This window comes from Micromonospora sp. NBC_00860, assembly GCF_045207375.1.
Classification (GTDB): Bacteria; Actinomycetota; Actinomycetes; order Mycobacteriales; family Micromonosporaceae; genus Micromonospora; species Micromonospora vinacea.
Map to the genome: position 1 here is coordinate 4,203,250 of NZ_CP108825.1, position 18,181 is coordinate 4,221,430.

General features: G+C 71.9%; 18 protein-coding genes and 1 tRNA gene. 10 read left to right on the forward strand and 9 right to left on the reverse strand.

Features of this window, described 5'->3' with window-relative positions:
- Window positions 1–11: 11 nt before the first annotated feature.
- Window positions 12–83: transfer RNA gene (locus tag OH804_RS19225), tRNA-Val, on the reverse strand.
- A 50-nt stretch (window positions 84–133) separates the two neighbouring features.
- Window positions 134–796 carry a TIGR02611 family protein gene (locus tag OH804_RS19230; RefSeq protein WP_406066586.1) on the reverse strand — a complete coding sequence of 221 codons (663 nt, stop codon included), beginning with the start codon at window positions 794–796 and terminating at the stop codon, window positions 134–136.
- Between the two features lie 294 nt (window positions 797–1,090).
- Here OH804_RS19230 and OH804_RS19235 point away from each other — a divergent pair, with 294 nt between their 5' ends.
- Window positions 1,091–1,522, forward strand: coding sequence for an SsgA family sporulation/cell division regulator (locus OH804_RS19235; RefSeq protein WP_007457244.1), 432 nt, complete (start codon window positions 1,091–1,093; stop codon window positions 1,520–1,522).
- Window positions 1,523–1,636: 114 nt separating this feature from the next.
- Here OH804_RS19235 and OH804_RS19240 read toward each other — a convergent pair whose 3' ends face one another.
- Window positions 1,637–2,413 carry a glucose 1-dehydrogenase gene (locus OH804_RS19240; protein WP_406058598.1) on the reverse strand — a complete coding sequence of 259 codons (777 nt, stop codon included), beginning with the start codon at window positions 2,411–2,413 and terminating at the stop codon, window positions 1,637–1,639.
- A 202-nt stretch (window positions 2,414–2,615) separates the two neighbouring features.
- Here OH804_RS19240 and OH804_RS19245 point away from each other — a divergent pair, with 202 nt between their 5' ends.
- From OH804_RS19245 to OH804_RS19255, 3 genes are all read left to right on the forward strand, one after another.
- Window positions 2,616–3,608 carry a helix-turn-helix transcriptional regulator gene (locus OH804_RS19245; protein ID WP_406058600.1) on the forward strand — a complete coding sequence of 331 codons (993 nt, stop codon included), beginning with the start codon at window positions 2,616–2,618 and terminating at the stop codon, window positions 3,606–3,608.
- Between the two features lie 7 nt (window positions 3,609–3,615).
- Window positions 3,616–4,071, forward strand: a complete 456-nt coding sequence (locus OH804_RS19250; RefSeq protein ID WP_030333674.1) for an Rrf2 family transcriptional regulator — start codon at window positions 3,616–3,618, stop codon at window positions 4,069–4,071.
- 170 nt (window positions 4,072–4,241) lie between these two features.
- Window positions 4,242–4,421: a DUF4236 domain-containing protein gene (locus OH804_RS19255; RefSeq protein ID WP_030333600.1), complete on the forward strand. Its 180-nt coding sequence runs from the start codon at window positions 4,242–4,244 to the stop codon at window positions 4,419–4,421.
- Window positions 4,422–4,491: 70 nt separating this feature from the next.
- On the opposite strand, the gene OH804_RS19260 is transcribed toward OH804_RS19255, so the two are convergent.
- Together OH804_RS19260 and OH804_RS19265 are read right to left on the reverse strand one after the other, a co-directional pair.
- Window positions 4,492–5,376: a hypothetical protein gene (locus OH804_RS19260; protein ID WP_406058603.1), complete on the reverse strand. Its 885-nt coding sequence runs from the start codon at window positions 5,374–5,376 to the stop codon at window positions 4,492–4,494.
- A 24-nt stretch (window positions 5,377–5,400) separates the two neighbouring features.
- A complete protein-coding gene (locus tag OH804_RS19265; RefSeq protein WP_196921829.1) occupies window positions 5,401–5,922 on the reverse strand; it encodes a VOC family protein in 522 nt (173 codons plus the stop codon).
- Window positions 5,923–5,971: 49 nt separating this feature from the next.
- Here OH804_RS19265 and OH804_RS19270 point away from each other — a divergent pair, with 49 nt between their 5' ends.
- The gene (locus OH804_RS19270) at window positions 5,972–6,433 is read left to right on the forward strand and encodes a MarR family winged helix-turn-helix transcriptional regulator (protein WP_196924842.1); all 462 of its coding nucleotides are present in this window, start codon (window positions 5,972–5,974) and stop codon (window positions 6,431–6,433) included.
- 57 nt (window positions 6,434–6,490) lie between these two features.
- Complete coding sequence (locus OH804_RS19275) at window positions 6,491–8,110, forward strand: tetratricopeptide repeat protein (RefSeq protein ID WP_406058605.1); 1,620 nt, start codon at window positions 6,491–6,493, stop codon at window positions 8,108–8,110.
- Window positions 8,111–8,359: 249 nt separating this feature from the next.
- On the opposite strand, the gene OH804_RS19280 is transcribed toward OH804_RS19275, so the two are convergent.
- Entirely contained in the window at window positions 8,360–9,784 is a 1,425-nt protein-coding gene (locus tag OH804_RS19280; RefSeq protein WP_406066588.1) for a sensor histidine kinase, read from the reverse strand.
- Window positions 9,785–9,858: 74 nt separating this feature from the next.
- Window positions 9,859–10,515, reverse strand: a complete 657-nt coding sequence (locus OH804_RS19285) for a response regulator transcription factor (RefSeq protein WP_196921827.1) — start codon at window positions 10,513–10,515, stop codon at window positions 9,859–9,861.
- A gap of 95 nt (window positions 10,516–10,610) precedes the next feature.
- Between OH804_RS19285 and OH804_RS19290 the strand changes: the two genes are divergently transcribed.
- Window positions 10,611–11,741 (forward strand): LolA family protein, encoded by a 1,131-nt coding sequence (locus OH804_RS19290; protein WP_406058607.1) that lies wholly within the window; start codon window positions 10,611–10,613, stop codon window positions 11,739–11,741.
- 69 nt (window positions 11,742–11,810) lie between these two features.
- Here the strand turns inward: OH804_RS19290 and OH804_RS19295 are convergent, their stop codons facing one another.
- Window positions 11,811–12,437, reverse strand: coding sequence for an SGNH/GDSL hydrolase family protein (locus OH804_RS19295; RefSeq protein WP_406058609.1), 627 nt, complete (start codon window positions 12,435–12,437; stop codon window positions 11,811–11,813).
- A 146-nt stretch (window positions 12,438–12,583) separates the two neighbouring features.
- Here OH804_RS19295 and OH804_RS19300 point away from each other — a divergent pair, with 146 nt between their 5' ends.
- Window positions 12,584–14,878 (forward strand): HelD family protein, encoded by a 2,295-nt coding sequence (locus OH804_RS19300; RefSeq protein ID WP_406058611.1) that lies wholly within the window; start codon window positions 12,584–12,586, stop codon window positions 14,876–14,878.
- 85 nt (window positions 14,879–14,963) lie between these two features.
- Here the strand turns inward: OH804_RS19300 and OH804_RS19305 are convergent, their stop codons facing one another.
- Window positions 14,964–15,383 (reverse strand): hypothetical protein, encoded by a 420-nt coding sequence (locus OH804_RS19305; RefSeq protein WP_196921823.1) that lies wholly within the window; start codon window positions 15,381–15,383, stop codon window positions 14,964–14,966.
- Window positions 15,384–15,574: 191 nt separating this feature from the next.
- Between OH804_RS19305 and OH804_RS19310 the strand changes: the two genes are divergently transcribed.
- Together OH804_RS19310 and OH804_RS19315 are read left to right on the forward strand one after the other, a co-directional pair.
- Complete coding sequence (locus OH804_RS19310; protein ID WP_406058613.1) at window positions 15,575–17,617, forward strand: glycerophosphodiester phosphodiesterase family protein; 2,043 nt, start codon at window positions 15,575–15,577, stop codon at window positions 17,615–17,617.
- A 178-nt stretch (window positions 17,618–17,795) separates the two neighbouring features.
- Window positions 17,796–18,170: a hypothetical protein gene (locus tag OH804_RS19315; protein WP_231392564.1), complete on the forward strand. Its 375-nt coding sequence runs from the start codon at window positions 17,796–17,798 to the stop codon at window positions 18,168–18,170.
- The last annotated feature ends 11 nt before the right edge of the window (window positions 18,171–18,181 follow it).

Here is an 18,181-nt window from a genome sequence, read left to right on the forward strand (position 1 = left end):
TTTGACCTGCGTGGGCGATGCTGGTATCGAACCAGCGACCTCTTCGGTGTGAACGAAGCGCTCTCCCACTGAGCTAATCGCCCTCAGCGCCACTGACTCTACCCGATCGTGGAACCGGACCGGAAATCCGGGGTCAGTGCGTCGCGAGGTACCGCATCGCCTCGGCCACCACGTCGATGCCGAGGCTGTACTTGAGGGACAGCCAGACCACCGTGGCCACGAAGACCAGGCCGACGGACCCGAGCACGATTCGCACCAGCAGCGACTGTCTCGTCACCCAGCGTGTCCATCCGTGGACGTGGCGGCGGGTGAAGCCGAGCAGCCGTCGCGCCCAGTGGTATTCGACGGCCCAGATGCCCAGGCCGGCGATCACCAGCAGCCAGCCCGGCCCGGGAAGCGGAATGAGGGCGATGCCGATGGTCACCACCAGCGCACCGGCGATCGCGATGAAGATCTTGAGTGCGATCCGGCCGGTGGGGTTGGCGCGGATGAGGTCGAGGGTCAGCGAGATCCGCTCACGCCAGCGGGGCCGACGCGGCCGGTCCTGCACGGCGATCCCGCCACCACGGCCAGCGTCGGCGTCGGCGTCGGCGCCGCCACCGCCACCAACACCGGTGCCGCCACCACGACCAACGGCGGCGTCGCCACCACGACCGGCGCCATCACCACCGGGACGACCGGCGTCGGACGCCGGCCGACCGGCCCGTTCGGGCTGCTCCATCGGCACTCCGTACCCCCGCTTTTCGGCTGCTCGGACCGCGACTTTCGGCGTGCCGGGCGCCGCCGCCGGATCCACTGAGGATTGCTTCGTCACCATTTCACCCCCCAGTGTCGCTCGGGCCCGTCACTGCAACGGCCGACTGGACGTTACCGGAGTAAGTCGACGACTGAGCCACCCGATACCGGGCGGGATCACGCACTGGGCAGAACCGGAAATCCTACATGAATGCTCACATTCACGCGGCCTTTCCGTCCCCCTTCCCACCACTGGGTGAAGTCAGCGTATGGCGGAGCGTAGCCAGGAGTAGCACCTGAGTATGGGAAAAGCGGGACACGCGCGTTCCGCAGCGGTGCCGGGGGGAGAACGTCCATGAGTGTCATCCGACCGACGACCGTAGAGGTCGAGACGTCGCTAAGGCTCGTCGCACCTGACGCCACCGCCTTGCCGGTGCGTGCCAGTCTGCGTTACGACCCTGCTGACCCGTATGCGGTCCATGTCCTGTTCCATGCCGAATCGGCAGGGGGCGAGGCGGTGAGTTGGTCGTTCGCTCGCGAACTTCTGGTCACCGGCCTGGACGAGCCGGCCGGCATCGGGGACGTTCGGGTCTGGCCCTGGGCCACACCGCGCGGCGACTTCGTCGCGCTGGCCCTCTCGTCACCGGACGGCAACGCCCTCTTCGAGGTGCCGCGCAGCGTCCTGGTGCGTTTCCTTCGACGGACCTACGTCGTCGTCCCGCGCGGCCGTGAGGCCGAGCACCTGGACGTCGACACGGCGGTGAACCGGCTGCTCGCCGGTCGCTGACCGCCCGAACGGGTAACACCGGCCACACCGGGGCCGCGCGGATCTGCCGAGTCCGCGCGGCCCCGGCACACACCCAGGGGATACGCGGACAGCGCGCCCCGGGTCGGCCGGTGCTCAGCCGTGCGTGGTGATGCCGCCGTCGACGGGAATGACAGCGCCGGTGAGGTATGCGCCGGCGCGCGACGAGAGGTAGATGGCAGTGCCGGCCATGTCCTCGGGGCGTCCGATGCGGCCCAGCGGCACCTGCTGCTCGATGGCGGCCCGGCTCGCCGGGTCGTCGAGCGCGAACGCCATCATCTTGCTCTCGAACGGGCCGGGCGCGATCGCGTTGACGGTGACCTGCTCACCGGCGAGTTGGTGGGCGAGGCTGCGGGTGAGCATGTGCACGGCCGCCTTGGTGGCCGAGTACGCGTACACCTCCATCATCGGCACCCGGATGCCGTCGATCGACCCGATGTTGATCACGCGGGCCGGGTCGTCGGCGCTGGCGGCGGCGCGCAGCGCCGGCAGCAGCGCGGTGGTGAGCCGGAAGACGGCCTTGACGTTGACCGCCCAGAGCTTGTCGAACGCGGCCTCGGGGTAGTCCTCCAGCGGTGCGCCCCAGGTCGCGCCGGCGTTGTTGACCAGCACGTCGAGGCGGCCGAAGCGTTCGCGTACGGCGGCGGCCAGCGTCTCGGCGCCGGCGTTGTCGCCGAGGTCGGCGGGGATGGCCTCGCAGCGGCCCTCGGCGGAGAGGGTCGTGGCGACCGCCTCGCAGACGTCCGCCTTGCGCGACGAGATGATCACGTGTGCGCCGGCCCGGACGAAGCCCTGGGCGATCATCAGCCCGATCCCCCGCGACCCGCCGGTGACCAGGACCGTCTTACCTTCGACCGAGAACAGCTGCGTCATGCCCATCCCATCGCGAGTCGGCGGGGGCCGTCGGTCGGTCGGGTGGCCGGCGGATGCCGGTTGGACCGCGGACCGACGGCGCTACCGCCGGGTAACGTAGCCCGGCTGCCGGGACCGGGACAAGCCCGTGGCGTGCCGCGGATTCCGCTACGAACGTCGATCGGGATGCGGTGACCTGCGGTTCGGGCTACCGTCGCAGGCGATGGTCTCCACCGATCCCTCCCCCGTGCCATCGATCGGAACGGCGTCTCCCGTCACCGACGAGATAGCCACGTTCGCGCTGGCCGATCTTGCCGGTGCCCCGGGCTGGCGTCGGCCGGTGATCGTCGAGCGGGAGCTGTTGATTCTCACCACGCGTGGGCACGGCGACGCGGAACTCGACTTTCATCTGCTGCCGTGTCGCCCCGGCACACTGCTGCGGGTCCGCCCCGGCCAGGTGCTGCGCTGCGCCGGCCCCCAGTTCGACGCCACCGTGGTCGCCTGGGATCCCGAGGCACTGCGCGACTTCGACGTCGACCTGGCCACTACCGCGACCTGGCGGCAGTTGGCCGGGGAGGACGAGGACGCGGTGATCAGCGAGGTGAGCCAGTTGGCGGTGGACTGCCGGCGGCACCCCGACGGCCCCACCGCCCGCGCGCTGCTCCGGCATCAACTGGCCGTGCTGCTGCTGCGGCTTGCCGTGGCCCACGACGACCGGTCGCCGTCCCGGCCCGAGGACGAGACGTTCCACCGGTTCCGCCGCGAGGTGGAGCACGGCTACCCGCACACCCGGCGGGTGGAGGACTACGCTGCCGAGCTCGGCTGCTCGGTGCGGACCCTGACCCGGGCCTGCCTGGCCGTCACCGGTCGCAGCGCCAAACAGGTCATCGACGAGCGGGTCGCGTTGCAGGCCAGCCGGTTCCTCGCCGCGACGGATCAGCCGATCGCCCAGATCGGCCGGCGGCTCGGCTTCTCCGAACCCACGAACTTCGGCCGCTTCTTCACCCGAGAGGTCGGGCTCAGCCCCGGCGCGTTCCGGGCCGCACGGGACCAGCCTGCGGCCGGCCGGGTGGTCCGACCTCGACCGCCGTCCGAGCCGACGGGCGTCAACGGCGGCCGGTTCCGCCCCGGCACCCCCGGCGAATCCGCGAACGGCGGGTACGCCACGAGGTCCGGGCCGCCCACCGGCGGGCCGGGCGGCGCCGGCCGGGCATGATGGCACTGTGCAGATCTCCGCGCGCGGCGACTACGCGGTACGGGCGGCGTTGAGCCTCGCCACCGCGTACCCCTCGTTGCTGTCCACCCAGGCCATCGCCGCGGAGCAGGACATGCCCCGCAAGTTCCTGGAGGCGGTCCTGGCGGATCTGCGCCGGGCCGGCATCGTCCGCGCCCAACGCGGCGCCGAGGGCGGCTACACGCTGGCCCGCCCGCCACGCGAGGTGACAGTCGGCGCGGTGCTGCGCGCCGTCGAGGGCCCACTGGCCGGGGTACGCGGGCTGCGCCCCGAGGAGACCCGGTACGAGGGCTCGGCGGAGAACCTGCCCGGCCTGTGGGTGGCGGTGCGCGCCGCCGTGCGGCGGGTCGTCGACGAGGTGAGCCTCGCCGAGATCGTCAGCGGTCGACTGCCCGCGCACGTTCGCAAGCTCACCGCGCTGCCCGACGCGTGGGAACCCCGCTGACCCAGTCTCTGATCTGTCCACAATGGCAGCCGCAAGACCTATCTGGTTAGTAGAGGTTGGGCGTCCGGTGGTCACCGTCCAGGACGGACAGCGAGAGGGTTTCAAAAGTTGTCGGTTCGGGCATGTTCGATCTCGACACGGCAGGGAACGGTGACGAGGGGAGACCTCCGATGGGCCTCATGTTTCGCAAGCGCAAGAAGTACGGTCCGATCATCCTGAACTTCACCGAGAACGGCTTCTCCTCGTGGAGCATCAAGATCGGTCGCTGGTCCTGGAACTCCAAGGCCCGGGCGCACCGGGTCGACCTGCCGGGTCCGCTGTCCTGGAAGCAGGACAAGTCCCGGTCGTAATCATCCCGGGAGTCGAGCGGGGTGCCGGTGATCCACCGGCACCCCGCTCGGCGTCTGTGGGGTGAGGCGCTCAGCGCGCCAGGGAGATGATCTCGTCGCCGGCCAGCCTCCCGGACTCGCGTTCCCGCCGCACGTCACCCGCGTCGAGCAGGTCTACGAGGGCCTGGTTGGCGTCGGCGGCCCGGTAGACGGTCGCGGTGAGGGTGTGCCGGCGCAGCTCGGTGACCGGCCGTGAACCGCCCGCACCCAACTCGGCCAACAGCTCGCGGGCCAGCGGTTCGAGATCGGGATCGCCGACCACGTCGACAGTCGTGCCGGTCGGGTCCAGCGGGTCGCGGTAGCGCAGGTCGAGGTCCGCGCCGACCGCCCAGAGCGCGTCGCGGACCGCCTCGAGACTCCGGTCGGAGCGGCTGCCGAACGCGACAACACCGGCGGCCTCGCCGCCGGGCAGCACCGGCGCCACCTCGGCGACCAGGGGGAAGCCTGCGGAGACGAGCACGTCTCGGGCACTGTCGGCGGTGTGCAGCAGCAGCTCACCGGTCCGGCCGTTGGTCGCGGCGGTGAGCAGCTTCGGTGTCACCGCGCCGGGCAGGTCCACGAAGGAGAACAGCGGCGCGCCGGCCGCCCCGGCGGCCTTCACCGCGACCGGCAGCCGGTACGCGTCGCCGGGCAGCAGGTGCACTGTGACCTCGGCGGGCAGCTCCGCCTCGATCGGGCCGAGTCGGGCCGGCAGGTCGGCGGCGGCGTCGGCCAGCACCAGCACCGTCACCTGCCGGCCGCGCACCTGGTCGCCGTGCGTGGCGACCAGGCGTAGCGCGGCCTCCGCGCTGCCCGCGTCGGCGCCCGCGAGGGCGACTGTGGCCCGGCGGGAGCGGTGCAGGGCTGCGGGCAGCCAGGTCGTCAACTGGCGGACCAGCAGCTCGCGGAGGAATTCGGTGGTCCGGTCGGTCGGCATCGGTCCGTTCTACCGTACGGGCGGTCAGGCCGGGACGGAGATCCCCACCCCGCCCCGGGTCTGACCGCCGTAGCGCTGCCGCTCGGCGTCCAGGTCGAGCCGACCGATCTGCTTGCGGGCGGCCAGGGCGGTGTCGTCGAGCAGGTCGGCCGGGATCAGCCAGACCACCTCGAACTCCAGACCGTCCGGGTCCTTGCCGTAGAGGCTCTTGGTCGTGCCGTGGTCGGAGGTGCCGACCAGAGCGCCGGCCGCGACGAGCCGCTCGGCGGTGGCGGCCAGCTCGTCGAGCGTGTCCACCTCCCAGGCGAGGTGGTAGAGGCCGACGGTGGACCGGCCGGCGGTGGACCGCCCGGCGCCCGCGCCGACCTCGAAGAGGCCGAGGTCGTGGTCGTTGGTGGAGTCGGGGGCCTGGAGGAAGGTGGCGCCCCGGAAGCCGTCCGGGGTCATCGCCACCGGGCGGAAGCCCAGCACGTCGCTGTAGAACGCGACGCTGCGGGCGAGGTCACTGACGTAGAGGACCGCGTGGTTGAGCCGGTGGATACCCATGACCCGAGACTAACGCGGTTTAGTTGAACATTCAACCATCGGTTGTATGATGGCGGTCATGACCCGCTGGTTGGACCCCGACGAGCAGCGCACGTGGCGCGCGTACCTGACCGCCTCCCGGGTGCTGATGGACACTCTCGACCGCGAGCTGCAACGCGACGCGGGCATGCCGCACGCGTACTACGAGATCCTGGTCCAGCTCTCCGAGGCCCCCGACCGCCAACTGCGCATGAGCCAGCTGGCCCAGGCGGCGGGGTCGTCCCGCAGCCGGCTCTCGCACGCAGTGGCCCGACTGGAGGCCGCCGGCTGGGTGCGCCGCGAGGACTGCCCCACCGACCGGCGCGGGCAGATCGCGCTGCTCACCGACGAGGGTTTCGCCACCCTCGCGGCCGCCGCACCCGGCCACGTCGAGGGGGTACGCCGACACCTGTTCGACGCGTTGAGCCCCGCCCAGGTCGACCAGCTGCGCCGAATCAGCGAGACCCTGGCCGAGCACCTGACCGGATCCTGACCAATCGACACCGGCGCGGGTCTTGTACTTACCGTCGTCGGATGAGCACGATGGGGCGTGTCTTCCGGCTTCGGTGAACTGACTGATCAGGCGCACCACCTCGTGTCCTCCGGCGATCTGGCCGGCGCACAGCAACTGCTGTCCGACGCGCTCACCGACGCCGACCCCAGCCCGGCCAACGCCACCCCCGAACTGGCCGAGGCGGCCAGCCTCCAGGCGCGGGTGCTGATCGCCCTCGGTGAGCCGCACTCGGCCCGAGGGTGGGCCGCCTTCGCGTACGCGGCCACCACCCGCCTGCACGGCCGCGCCGACCCGCGCACGGTGGCCGCCGCGGCGACCCTGGCCGCGGTGCTGCACCGGGTCGGCAGCCACTCGCGGGCGGCGCGGCTCTACCAGGAAGTCATCATCGAGCTGACCGCACAGGACGGCCCGGAGTCGCTGCGGGTGCTCGCCGCGCACGCCGACCTGGCCACCGTCGAGTACGCGCGCGGCCAGTGCACGGTGGCCCGCGACCGCCTCCAGGACGCCTGGGAGCTGCACCGCGAGGTGTACGGCGACGGGCACCCCAGCGGCATCAAGATGCTGGCGCGGCTCGGGGCGATGCAGCGCGACTGCGGTCAGTTCGCCGAGGCACACGACAATCTGGCGCTCGCCCGTGAGCTGTGCCGGCAACACCTGCCCGCCGACGACCCGCTGGCCACCCAGGTGGCGGCCCTCGCCCGGGCGGCGGCGAATCCCGACCACGCCTGCGACGACAACCCGCCTACGGCCCGGGACACGCCTGTCGTGCCGGCCGCCCGCGTCCCACCGCACGGCGACGGGCCGGCCGAATCCGGCTACCACCCGCCGGCTGCCACGGCCCACCACGCCGGGGCGGTTCCGAACCCCCGGCTGCCCTCCGACGAAGCGGTCGGATCGACGGGCGGCAGATGGTCGACCGAACCGGTGGACGAGCCCTCGCCCCGCCCCACCGACCCTCCGGTGCCCCCGTCGGTGGCCGGGCTGGCCGGCGGCACGGAGGAGCAACCCGGGGTGTACCGGCTGCACCGACCCGCCGCCCCCACCGACCCGTACCCGTCGCCCGACCCGTACGCGCCGTCCGACCCGTACCCGCGGGCGGACCCCTACGGGCAGGTCGAGCCGTACACGCCGTCGCGACTGCTGCCGGTGCCCGTGCACCGCGCGCCGCCGGAGGAGCGCAACCGGCTGGTGCCGGTGCTGGTGGCCGGCGTGGTCGTGGTGCTCCTCGGCGCGGCGGCGGTGATCGCCGGGGTGGCCCGGGTCGACGGCGACGACGAGCCGACCCCGCCGCCAGCCAGCGCCTCCCCCACCGCCGGCGCGTCGGCCAGCACTGCCCCCGGCCCGGGCGGCACGGCACCCACGTCCGCTGCCGCCGCGGCACCGCCCGGCACCCCACCCAGCGCGGTGACCCTGCGCGACAACCGGGACAGCATCGCGCTGAACTGGACCTACCCGGCCGGCAGCGAGGGCCCGGTGGTCATCGCGGGCGGCCGCACCGGCCAGACCCACAACATCTTCGCGACGCTGCCCGCCGGCACCACCAGCTTCGTCATCTACGCGCTCAACCGCACCAACGACTTCTGCTTCACCGTCGCTGTCGCCTGGTCCACCGACACCGTGGCCCGTTCCAAGCAGGTCTGCACCCGCCGCCGCTGACCTGCCAGCCACTGCCCCGCCGGCTGCGCCCCGCAGACCTCACTCAGCGTGGGCTCGCTCGGTGGCGAACCCGCCGTGACCCACCGTGGCATCCGACGCACCCAACAGCACTGTCGCGCAGCCTTTGCTCTGCTTACCTATATGCACCACCTCGGGTGAGCAGCTGAAACGTCGGGGGCCGCCGCTTCGACACGCGTCGGCGAGCATCACGTTACGTAGCTGTCGCCTCCGCGGGTGCAGAGCAAAGGGTCAGTGGTGGGCGGGTGGGGGCAGGTCGTCGTCACGCGCCGTCGACCTTTGGCCGTCGTCGGCCGGCAACGCCGGCAGCAGCAGGCACACCCGTAGCCCCTGCTGCCCCGGCGCGTCGGTCAGGGTGATGCTGCCGCCCGCGCGTCGGACCAACTCCCGGACGATGGCCAGCCCCAGGCCGGCGCCCCCGTCGTCGCGGGCCCGTCCGTCATCCAGCCGGGTGAACCGGTCGAAGACCCGCTGCCGGTCCGCCACCGGGACGCCCGGGCCGTCGTCGGTCACCGTCACCAGGTGGTACGCCCCGACGCCAGACCCGGTCGTCGTCCCCGCCACCCCCGTCGTCGACGTCGTCGCCTCGGCCGCGAGCACGACGTCACCCTGCGCGTGCCGTACCGCGTTGTCGACCAGGTTGGTCAGCACGCGCCGCAACTCCTCGACGGTGCCGATCGTCCAGAGCGGGCCCGCTGGCAGCGTCACCCGCACCGGCGGCGACGGGTAGCGGGCGGCCACCTCGGTGAGCAACACGCCCAGCTCCACCGGGCCGGTCCCCCGGGCTGGCGGGGTCTCGTCCAGCCGGGCCAGCAGCAGGAGATCGTCGACCAGGCGGCTCAGCCGCTCGGTGTCGGCGAGCAGGTTGGCGGTCACCGCCGTCCAGTCCGTCCGGTCGGCGAGGCGCTGGGCCACCTCCAGCTCCGTCCGGATGTTGGCCAACGGGCTGCGCAGCTCGTGTGCGGCGTCGGAGACGAAGGCCCGCTGCCGGACACGGGCGGACTCCAGCCGGCCCAGCATGCCGTTGAGGGTGACCGCCAGGCGATGGATCTCGTCGGCCGACGCCGGCACCGGCAGCCGGCCGGTGCCGGCCCTCCCGGTGATCTCCTCGGCGCCTCGACGCAACGCCTCCACCGGCCGCAGGGTCGCGCCCACCACCCGCCAAGCCACCGCGGCCAACACCGCCACCAGCAGCGGGAACGCCACCAGCAGGATGGTCCGGACCACATGCGTGCTGTGCCGCACGTCGGCCATCGAGCGGGCGACCAGCACGGTGAGCGGGTCGGCCGCGGTGCCGGCGGGTACGGCGACCACCCGGACCGGGCCGTTGAGCCCGACCCGCTCGGCCGGCACCTCCAGCCGCTGCCGACCGTCGCGGTTCAGCCGCTCCGGACGGACCATCGGCACCAGACGGTCGGCGTCGATCGAGGCCGCGCGGATCCGCCCCTGCGCGTCGACCACCTGCACGCGGACCTGCCCGCCGGCCACCGGCAGCGGATCGGGCAGCGCGTCCTCGGCGGCGAGCAGGGCGACTGCGTCGGCGGTACGGAACGCCTCGGTGTCGACAGTGCGCTGAAGCACGAAGCCGAGCGCGCCGAGCAGCACCACCCCGCCCAGGGCCAGCCCGACGGTGAGGCCGACCACACCGATCGCCAGGAGCCGCCCGCGCAGCCCGAGCACCGGCATCCGACCCGGCCTGGGCCGACGGGTGGGTGCCGAGCCGTCGACTGTCACGTCGCCAGCCGGTAGCCGGCGCCCCGGACCGTCTCCAGCCGGTCCCGGCCGAGCTTGCGGCGCAGGTAGCCGACGTACACCTCGACGGCGTTCGGCGCTGTCTCCAGGCTCGCGTCCCAGACGTGGTCCAACAACTCGATCTTGGAGATCACCTGGCCCGGCCGGCGCATCAGGTAGTCCAGCAGCGCGAACTCCCGCGCGGTCAGCACCACCTCGGCGTCCGCCCGGGTCACCCGTCGGCGGGCCGGGTCCAGCCGCAGGTCACCGACCGCCAGCACGGTCGGGCGCTCCGGTGCGCCCCGACGTAGCAGCGCCCGCAGCCGGGCCAGCAGCACCACGTACGAGAAGGGTTTGGTCAGGTAGTCGTCGGCGCCGCAGTCGAGGCCGTCGGCCTGGTCGTACTCGCCGTCCTTCGCCGAGAGCATCAGCACCGGCAACCAGTGCTGCTCCGCGCGCAGGCGCCGGACCAGCTCGTACCCGGAGAGGCCGGGCAGCATCACGTCGAGGATCATGGCGTCGTACCCGCCGTGCCGGGCAGCGTCCAGGCCGGCAGGGCCGGTCGCCGCCACGTCCACCGCGAACCCCTCCGCCTGCAGACCGCGTTGCAGGGCGGCCGCCAGCCGGGCCTCGTCCTCCACCACCAGCACGCGCACAGGTCAAGGGTGCCACCCGGGTCAAAGGGCGCGGTTCGGTGTCCTCAGCGCGTTCACAGCACGGAGGGGGCAGGATGGCCCCAGGAGGTGCCACCATGTCCGTCCTGAGAAGCCGTCCCGTCCTTCGTTGGCTGGTCCCGGCCACCGCGGCCGTCGCCGTCATCGGCGGAGGCGCGGCGATCGGCACGTTCGCCGCCGAGGCCGAGCCGAGCCTGCCGCCCCGAACCGCCGCTCAGCTCCTGGTCGACCTGCAGACATCCCGACTGGAGGGGCTGTCCGGGACCGTTGTGCAACGCGCCGATCTCGGTCTGCCGCCCCTCGTCGGGCTGATTCCCGGCAACGAGCTGACCACCCTGCTGACCGGCACCCACACCCTGCGGGTCTGGTATTCCGGGCCGGACAAGCAGCGGGTCGCGCTGATGGACACCCTGGGTGAGCAGGACATCATCCGCAACGGCCGGGACCTGTGGACCTGGCAGAGCCGCGGCAACACCGCCACCCACCGCACGCTGGGCGACGACGCCGGGGCCTGGAATCCGGCCCCCGAACCGGCAGCGAGCCTGCCGGCCACCCCGCAGCAGGCCGCCGACCTGGCGTTGGGCGCGATCGACCCGAGCACCGAGGTCAGCGTCGGCCGGTCCGCGACAGTCGCCGGCCAGGACGCATACGAGTTGGTGCTCCAGCCGCGCGACGGTGACTCTCTGGTACATCAGCTGCGGATCGCCATCGACGCCAAGCAGCACGTGCCGCTGCGCTTCGAGGTGCTCGCGAAGGGCAGCGACCGGCCGGCGTTCGAGGTGGCCTTCACCCAGGTCGACTACCGCCGCCCGGACGCCGACCAGTTCACCTTCAACCCGCCGCCCGGTGTGACGGTCGACGAGGAGAAGGCCGAGCGGCCGGCCGCCGGTAAGCCCGGCCACGCCGAACCGAAGGGTGACCCGCAGGTGCGCGCCGTAGGCACCGGCTGGACGACAGTGCTGGTCGGCCGCCTCGACGGCGCCAACGCCGACCGGAAGGCCCCCGCGAAGCCGGCTGCGGCACCGGGCGGCTCCGCGCCGGACGTCGACATGTCGAAGCTGCTCGGCGGGCTGCCGGCGGTCAGTGGCGACTGGGGCAGCGGTCGGCTCCTCACCAGCAAGCTGTTCAGCGTGCTGCTCACCGATGACGGCCGGGTGCTCGCCGGAGCCGTCACTCCGGAGCGGCTCTACCAGGCTGCCCGCGGCTGAGATCTCCGCGCTGATCGCGCCGGGTCGACCTGACGGTCGGCCCGGCGCTTCCCTGTGGTCAGGCCAAGCTCAGGAGACACCGAGGGCGGTGAGGTACGCGTCGGCGAGGACCGCGTGGCCGGGCAGGTGCGGGTGGACCCGGTCGTCGGCCCAGCGCGTCGCCGGACTCACCGCCAGCACCCGGTCGAACGCCGCCTGGTTGGCCACGTGCACCGCGTCGAACTCGGTGGCCAGCCCCGCCACGACCGCCGCGTACCGGTCGGTGTCGGCGCGTTGCGGGACGCTCCGGTCCGGCTCGATGAAGAACGGGTCACCAAGGATCAGTCGGCAGCCGGTCGCGGCGACCGCCCGACGGAGCAGGTCACGCAGGGTGCGCTCGTACTCCTCGATACCGACTGCCTCATCCGGCCGGTCGCCGTAGTGCCGCCAGATGTCGTTGATGCCGATCATCACCGCGAGCCAGTCGGGGCGCTCGGCGATGGCATCGTCGTCCCAGCGGGCGGCCAGGTCCCGCACCGTGTCGCCGCCCACACCCCGGTTGACCCACTCCAGCTCCAACTCGGGGTGCCGCGCGTCGACCAGGGCGCGCACGAGGCTCACATATCCGCTGCCGTAGGGCGCGGCGACGTCGCGTCGACCACAATCGGTGATGCTGTCCCCGATGAAGACCACCCGTTGCCCGGTTCGCAGGATCATCCGCCGCCACCTCGCGATCACCGGCGCGCCGGACCGCCCGGCTTGGTGAGAACCGGCGGAACGCGCTATCTTCAACAGTTCGAAGGCACAAAAAAGAACGGCTAAAAGCCGTTCCTGCAAAGGATTCTAATCTTTAGGGAGACGGCTTGTCAAGGCACTCCGGCGGTTCCGGCGAATTGCCGCTCGTCGACGAGATCGGTCGCGAGCAGGAGTACGTCTCGATGCTCTACAACCGGCTGGACGAGCTGCGTGAGCAGGCCGCCCACCGGCTCACCGCCGAGCTGCACAACACCGGCGGCACCCTCCAGGACCGCTCACAGCGCGACAGCTCGGTAGCGATGTACGCCGATCAGGTCGAACAGTTCTCCGCCGTGGAGAACGGGCTCTGCTTCGGCCGTCTCGACGGCGACGACGACTCCCGCCGCTACATCGGCCGGATCGGCATCTTCGACACCAGTGGGGACTACGACCCGTTGCTGATGGACTGGCGGGCCCCCGCCGCCCGCCCGTTCTACCTCGCCACCGCCGCGAATCCCCAGGGCGTACGCCGTCGTCGGCACCTCCGCACCCGGCAGCGCAAGGTCACCGGGCTCAACGACGAGGTGCTCGACATCGACACCGCCTCCCCCGGCGGCCACGAGGAGCTGACCGGTGAGGCGTCGCTGCTCGCCGCGCTCAACGCGGGCCGTACCGGCCGGATGCGCGACATCGTCGAGACCATCCAGGCCGAACAGGATGAGGTCATCCGGGCGGAACTCCCGGGCGTCATGGTGGTCCAGGGCGGCCCCGGCACCGGCAAGACCGCTGTCGCGCTGCACCGGGCGGCGTACCTGCTCTACACGCACCGCCGGGAACTCTCCAGCCGCGGCGTGCTGCTGGTCGGCCCGAACGCGACCTTCCTGCGCTACATCTCCCAGGTGCTGCCGACGCTGGCCGAGACCGGCGTGCTGCTGCGTACCCAGGGTGATCTCTTTCCCGGGGTGAGCGCCCAACGGACCGAGCCGGCCGAGACCGCGGCGCTCAAGGGCCGGGGGGTGCTGGCCGAGGTGTTGGCGCTGGCCGTACAGGACCGGCAGTGGGTGCCGGACGAGCCGCTGGAGATCGAGGTCGAGCGGGAGACGCTGACCCTCGACCCGGAGATCGTGCGCGCCGCCCGGGACCGGGTCCGCCGCGCCGACCGGCCGCACAACCTGGCCCGCGCGCTGTTCGACGTGGAGATCGTGCACGCGCTCGCCGAGCAGGTGGCCGAACGCATCGGCGCCGACCCGCTCGGCGGGGACAACCTCCTCGACGAGGCCGACCGGGCCGAGATTCGCCGTGAGCTGCGCGAGGAGACGGAGATCCAGGCCGCCCTCGACCAGCTGTGGCCGGTGCTCACCCCGCAGCGACTGCTCGCCGACCTGTACGCCGACCCGGACCGGATCGCCGCCGCCGCACCGATGCTCAGCGAGGACGAGCGGGCGCTGCTGCGCCGCGAGCGCGGCGGCTGGACGCCGGCCGACGTCCCGCTGCTGGACGAGGCCGCCGAACTGCTCGGCGAGGACGAACGCGCCGCCGCCGCCCGGCGGGACCGGATCCGGATGATGGAACGGGAGTACGCCGAGGGCGTGCTGGAGATCGCCCGGGGTTCCCGCTCGATCGACGTCGAGGACGAGGCCGAGGGCGGTGAGATCCTGGGCGTGACCGACCTGATCGACGCGGATCGGCTGCTGGAACGGCAGGAGGAGGCCGACCGGCTGACCACGGCGCAGCGGGCCGCCGCCGACCGCACCTGGGCGTTCGGTCACGTCATCGTGGACGAGGCACAGGAGCTGTCGCCGATGGCCTGGCGGCTGCTGATGCGCCGCTGCCCGAGTCGGTCCATGACGATCGTCGGGGATGTGGCACAGACCGGTGCGCTCAGCGGCACGCCGTCCTGGGCGGAGGCCCTCGCCCCGTACGTGGAGCAGCGGTGGCGGCTCACCGAGTTGACGGTCAGCTACCGCACCCCTGCCGAGATCATGGCGGTCGCCGCCGACGTACTGGCCGAGATCGACCCGGCGCTGCGGCCGCCGCGCTCGGTGCGGGAGAGCGGCGTACCGCCGTGGGACCGGACGGTGCCCGACGGGCGGTTGGCGGCGGAGTTGGTCGCCGAGGCCAGCCGGGAGGTGGCCGGGTTGACCGAGGGTCGACTCGGGGTGCTCGTGCCGGCCGGCCGGGTGGGCGAGTTGGGCGAGGCGGTGACCGCCGCCCTGCCCGAAGCCGCCGTCGGTGAGCATCCGGAGCTGGAGAGCCGGGTGGTGGTGCTGACCGTCGCGCAGGCCAAGGGGTTGGAGTTCGACTCGGTGCTGGTGGTCGACCCGGACCGGATGGTGGCCGAGTCCCCCCGCGGACGCAGCGACCTGTACGTAGCCCTGACCCGCGCAACCCAACGCCTGGGCATCCTCCGCCCCACCCGCTAAGTCGATCATGAGGTTGACGTGGACTGTGATCTTCCACAGCCACGTCAACCTCATGATCACGCTGCCAAGGGGGCAGGTGGGTGGGTTAGTCGGTGGATTTGTCCCTTGTGGACTTTGCTGGGCCGGTTGCGGAGGTGGACTGGTCGCTGGTGCCACCGCCCATCGGGGTGCTGAGGCCACCGGTGGTGGCATCGCCGGTCGTGGTCGGTGCGACAGTGCCGGGGTGTCGCTCCGGCTGCCGGGCCACCCGACGTACGCTCGCCGGCCCGGCGGTGCCACCGGTGGTGGTCACCGCACCCTGCCCGCCGACGGGGCCACCGTCGCGCAACACCTGTGGGTCGATCCGTTCCTTCGCCGGATCGAACGGGTCATCGCGCTGGATCTGGCTCTCCACATCGGTGCGGGGCAGCGTCACCTCGTCGAGGGCGCCCTTGCCGTACACGCCGCCGGCGATCCGATCCTCGGCCTCGCGGGCGGCGTCCTGCCGCATGTCGTCCTCACGCACGTCCATCACCTCGCAGAAGCTGTCGAACTGACTGCGTGCCCGGCCACCGGCCGGCCAAACCCGGCGTGACCGGGAGGTCGTACCCGGCGGTTCACCGTGACGCCGCCCGCTGGCCGCCTGCCCGCAGTCCGAGATGTCCATGCTGTCCCGCGACCGGTGGGAGATGCCCGCCGGCAGGAGGGGATGACAGCGTGCGCACAGTACGCCGTACCGCCGTCGCGGCCCTGGTGGCCGCGACGGTGACGACCGGGCTCGCGGTGCCCGCCCAGGCGAAGCCGCGACCGGACCGGACATTCGACGTGCAGGCCCACCGGGGTGGCCTCGGGCTGCGGGTGGAGAACACCCTCGCCTCCTTCGGCAACGCCCTCCAACTCGGGGTGACCACCCTCGAACTGGACGTGCAGGTCACCGAGGACGGCCAGGCCGTCGTCACCCACGACCGCAAGATCAGTGGTGCCAAGTGCGTCGACACCAGCCCGGTGACGCCCGGCGACCCGGAGTTCCCGTACGTCGGGAAGTACATCAACACGCTCACCGTGGCCCAGGTGCGCTCGCTCGACTGCGGCTCGAAGACGCTGTCGGACAAGCCCGGCCAGCTCGCCGTCCCGGGTGCCCGGATGCCGTTGCTGCGTGAGGTCTTCGCCCTGGTCAACCGGTATCGGGCGAAGGACGTGAAGCTCAACGTCGAGACCAAGGTGGAGGCGGGCGCGCCGACCGAGACCGCCCCCCGCGAGCAGTTCGTCCGGGTCACCGCGGCCGAGATCCGCGCCGCCGGGCTGCTCAAGCAGGTCACCATCCAGAGCTTCGACTGGGGCGCGCTGATGCGCATGCGTCAGGTCGAGCCGAAGCTGCCGCTTGTCGCCCTGACCAACTACGACTTCCTCCAGACCGGTCAGCCGGGTGCCTCGCCGTGGCTGGGCGGGCTGGACATCGACGACTTCGGCGGCGACCCGATCAAGGCGATCCGCAGCTTCGGCGCCAGCGCCTTCTCGCCGGTGCACGGCATGCCGCAGAACGGCACGGTCACCGACCCGGGCTACAAGCCGTACGTCACGAAGGAAATGGTCGCCCAGGCGCACCGCTACGGGATCAAGGTGATCCCGTGGACTGTCGACGACGTGCCGACCATGACCAAGCTGATCGACGACGGCGTGGACGGCATCATCACCGACTACCCGGACCGGTTGCGTGGCCTGCTGGCGCAGCGCGGTTACCGGCTGCCGAAGGCGTACACCGCGCCGTTCGACATCCAGGCGCACCGGGGTGGTCGGGCCACCCGGCCGGAGAACACCCTGCCGGCGTTCGCGAACGCGCTCGCCAACCGGGCCATCTCCACCCTGGAGCTGGACACCAACGTGACAGCCGACGGCAAGCTCGTGGTGCTGCACGATCGCACGGTCAACGGCTCGCACTGCATCGACACCGCCCCGGTGCGCCCCGGAGACCGGAAGTTCCCGTACGTGGGCAAGCCGGTGCACGAGCTGACCCTGGCGCAGCTCAAGACCGTCGACTGCGGCACGAAGACGCTGCCCGAACTGCCCGCCCAGGTGCCCGCACCCGGTGCCCGGATCCCGACCCTGGACGAGGTCTTCGCCCTGGTGAAGGCGAGTGGCCGCACCGACATCGGAATGAACATCGAGACGAAGATCAGCCCGGTGGTGAACGACACCGAGCCGTACCGCAGCTTCACCCGCAAGCTCGTCGACGCGATCCAGCGGGCCGGCTTCACCAGTCGGGCCACCATCCAGTCGTTCGACTGGCGCACCATCACGTACGCCCGGCAGCTCGACCGGCGGATCGGCACTGTCGGCCTGGTCTGGCAGTACGGTCCGGCCGAGTGCACGACCCTCGCCGACGAGTGCTCGCTGGAGGCGGTCTACGGCAACCCGTCGGTGAAGAGCCCGTGGACCGGTGGGCTGGACTGGTGGAAGTACCAGGACCTCGGCAAGCTGACCCGGGCCGCGGGCGCCGGCACGGTGTCCGCCAACTGGCAGGTGCACGACCCGAACCAGGGCACTGTCACCTCGACCGACTGGTACCTGCGGGAGAACCCGGCATACTTCCACGGACCGGACGTTCGGACCCTCCAGACGCGGTACGACCTGAAGGTGATCCCGTACACCGTCGACGACGCGACGGTGATGCAGCGGGTCATCGACCTCGGCGTCGACGGCATCATCACCGACGACCCGGACCTTCTGGTGAGCGTGGCGACCCGCAACGGCCTGCGCTGACCCGTCTCCCACCCGATCGCCGGCCGGATTTTTCCGGCCGGCGATCGGTGTTACCTGCTCGGGGGCCTCGGGTAGTCGGGGGTTGTCCCCGCCACGAAAGCGAACCGTGCCGTGGCCGACACGCGGTAGCGGGGCGAGGGAATGCAGGTACGACTCATCGCATCCTGAGGAGGACCAGATGAGCACGCAGGCTGCTTCCACCCGGCCGATGAACCGGCCCATGAACGATCCGCAGAATCCCGCGTCGATGCGGGACATGCCGACCCAGCAGATGCCGTCCATGCGGGACGGGCATCGAGACCCGATGCCGTCGCCGGGTACGGAGACCAAGCAGGCGTTCCTGACGACGGAATTCTGGGTCTATGCCGCCGCGGTCGCGCTCGTGGTGATCGCCGCGTTCTGGAAGGGCACCACCGCCAACGGGCTGAACATCAACAACCCGAACCAGGCGTGGCTGTTCCTGACCATTCTGACCGGTGGTTACCTGGTCAGCCGTGGTCTGTCGAAGGCTGGCTCCGCGCGCCGGTCCGGCCGGGAACGCAACAAGCACTGACGCGTCACGCG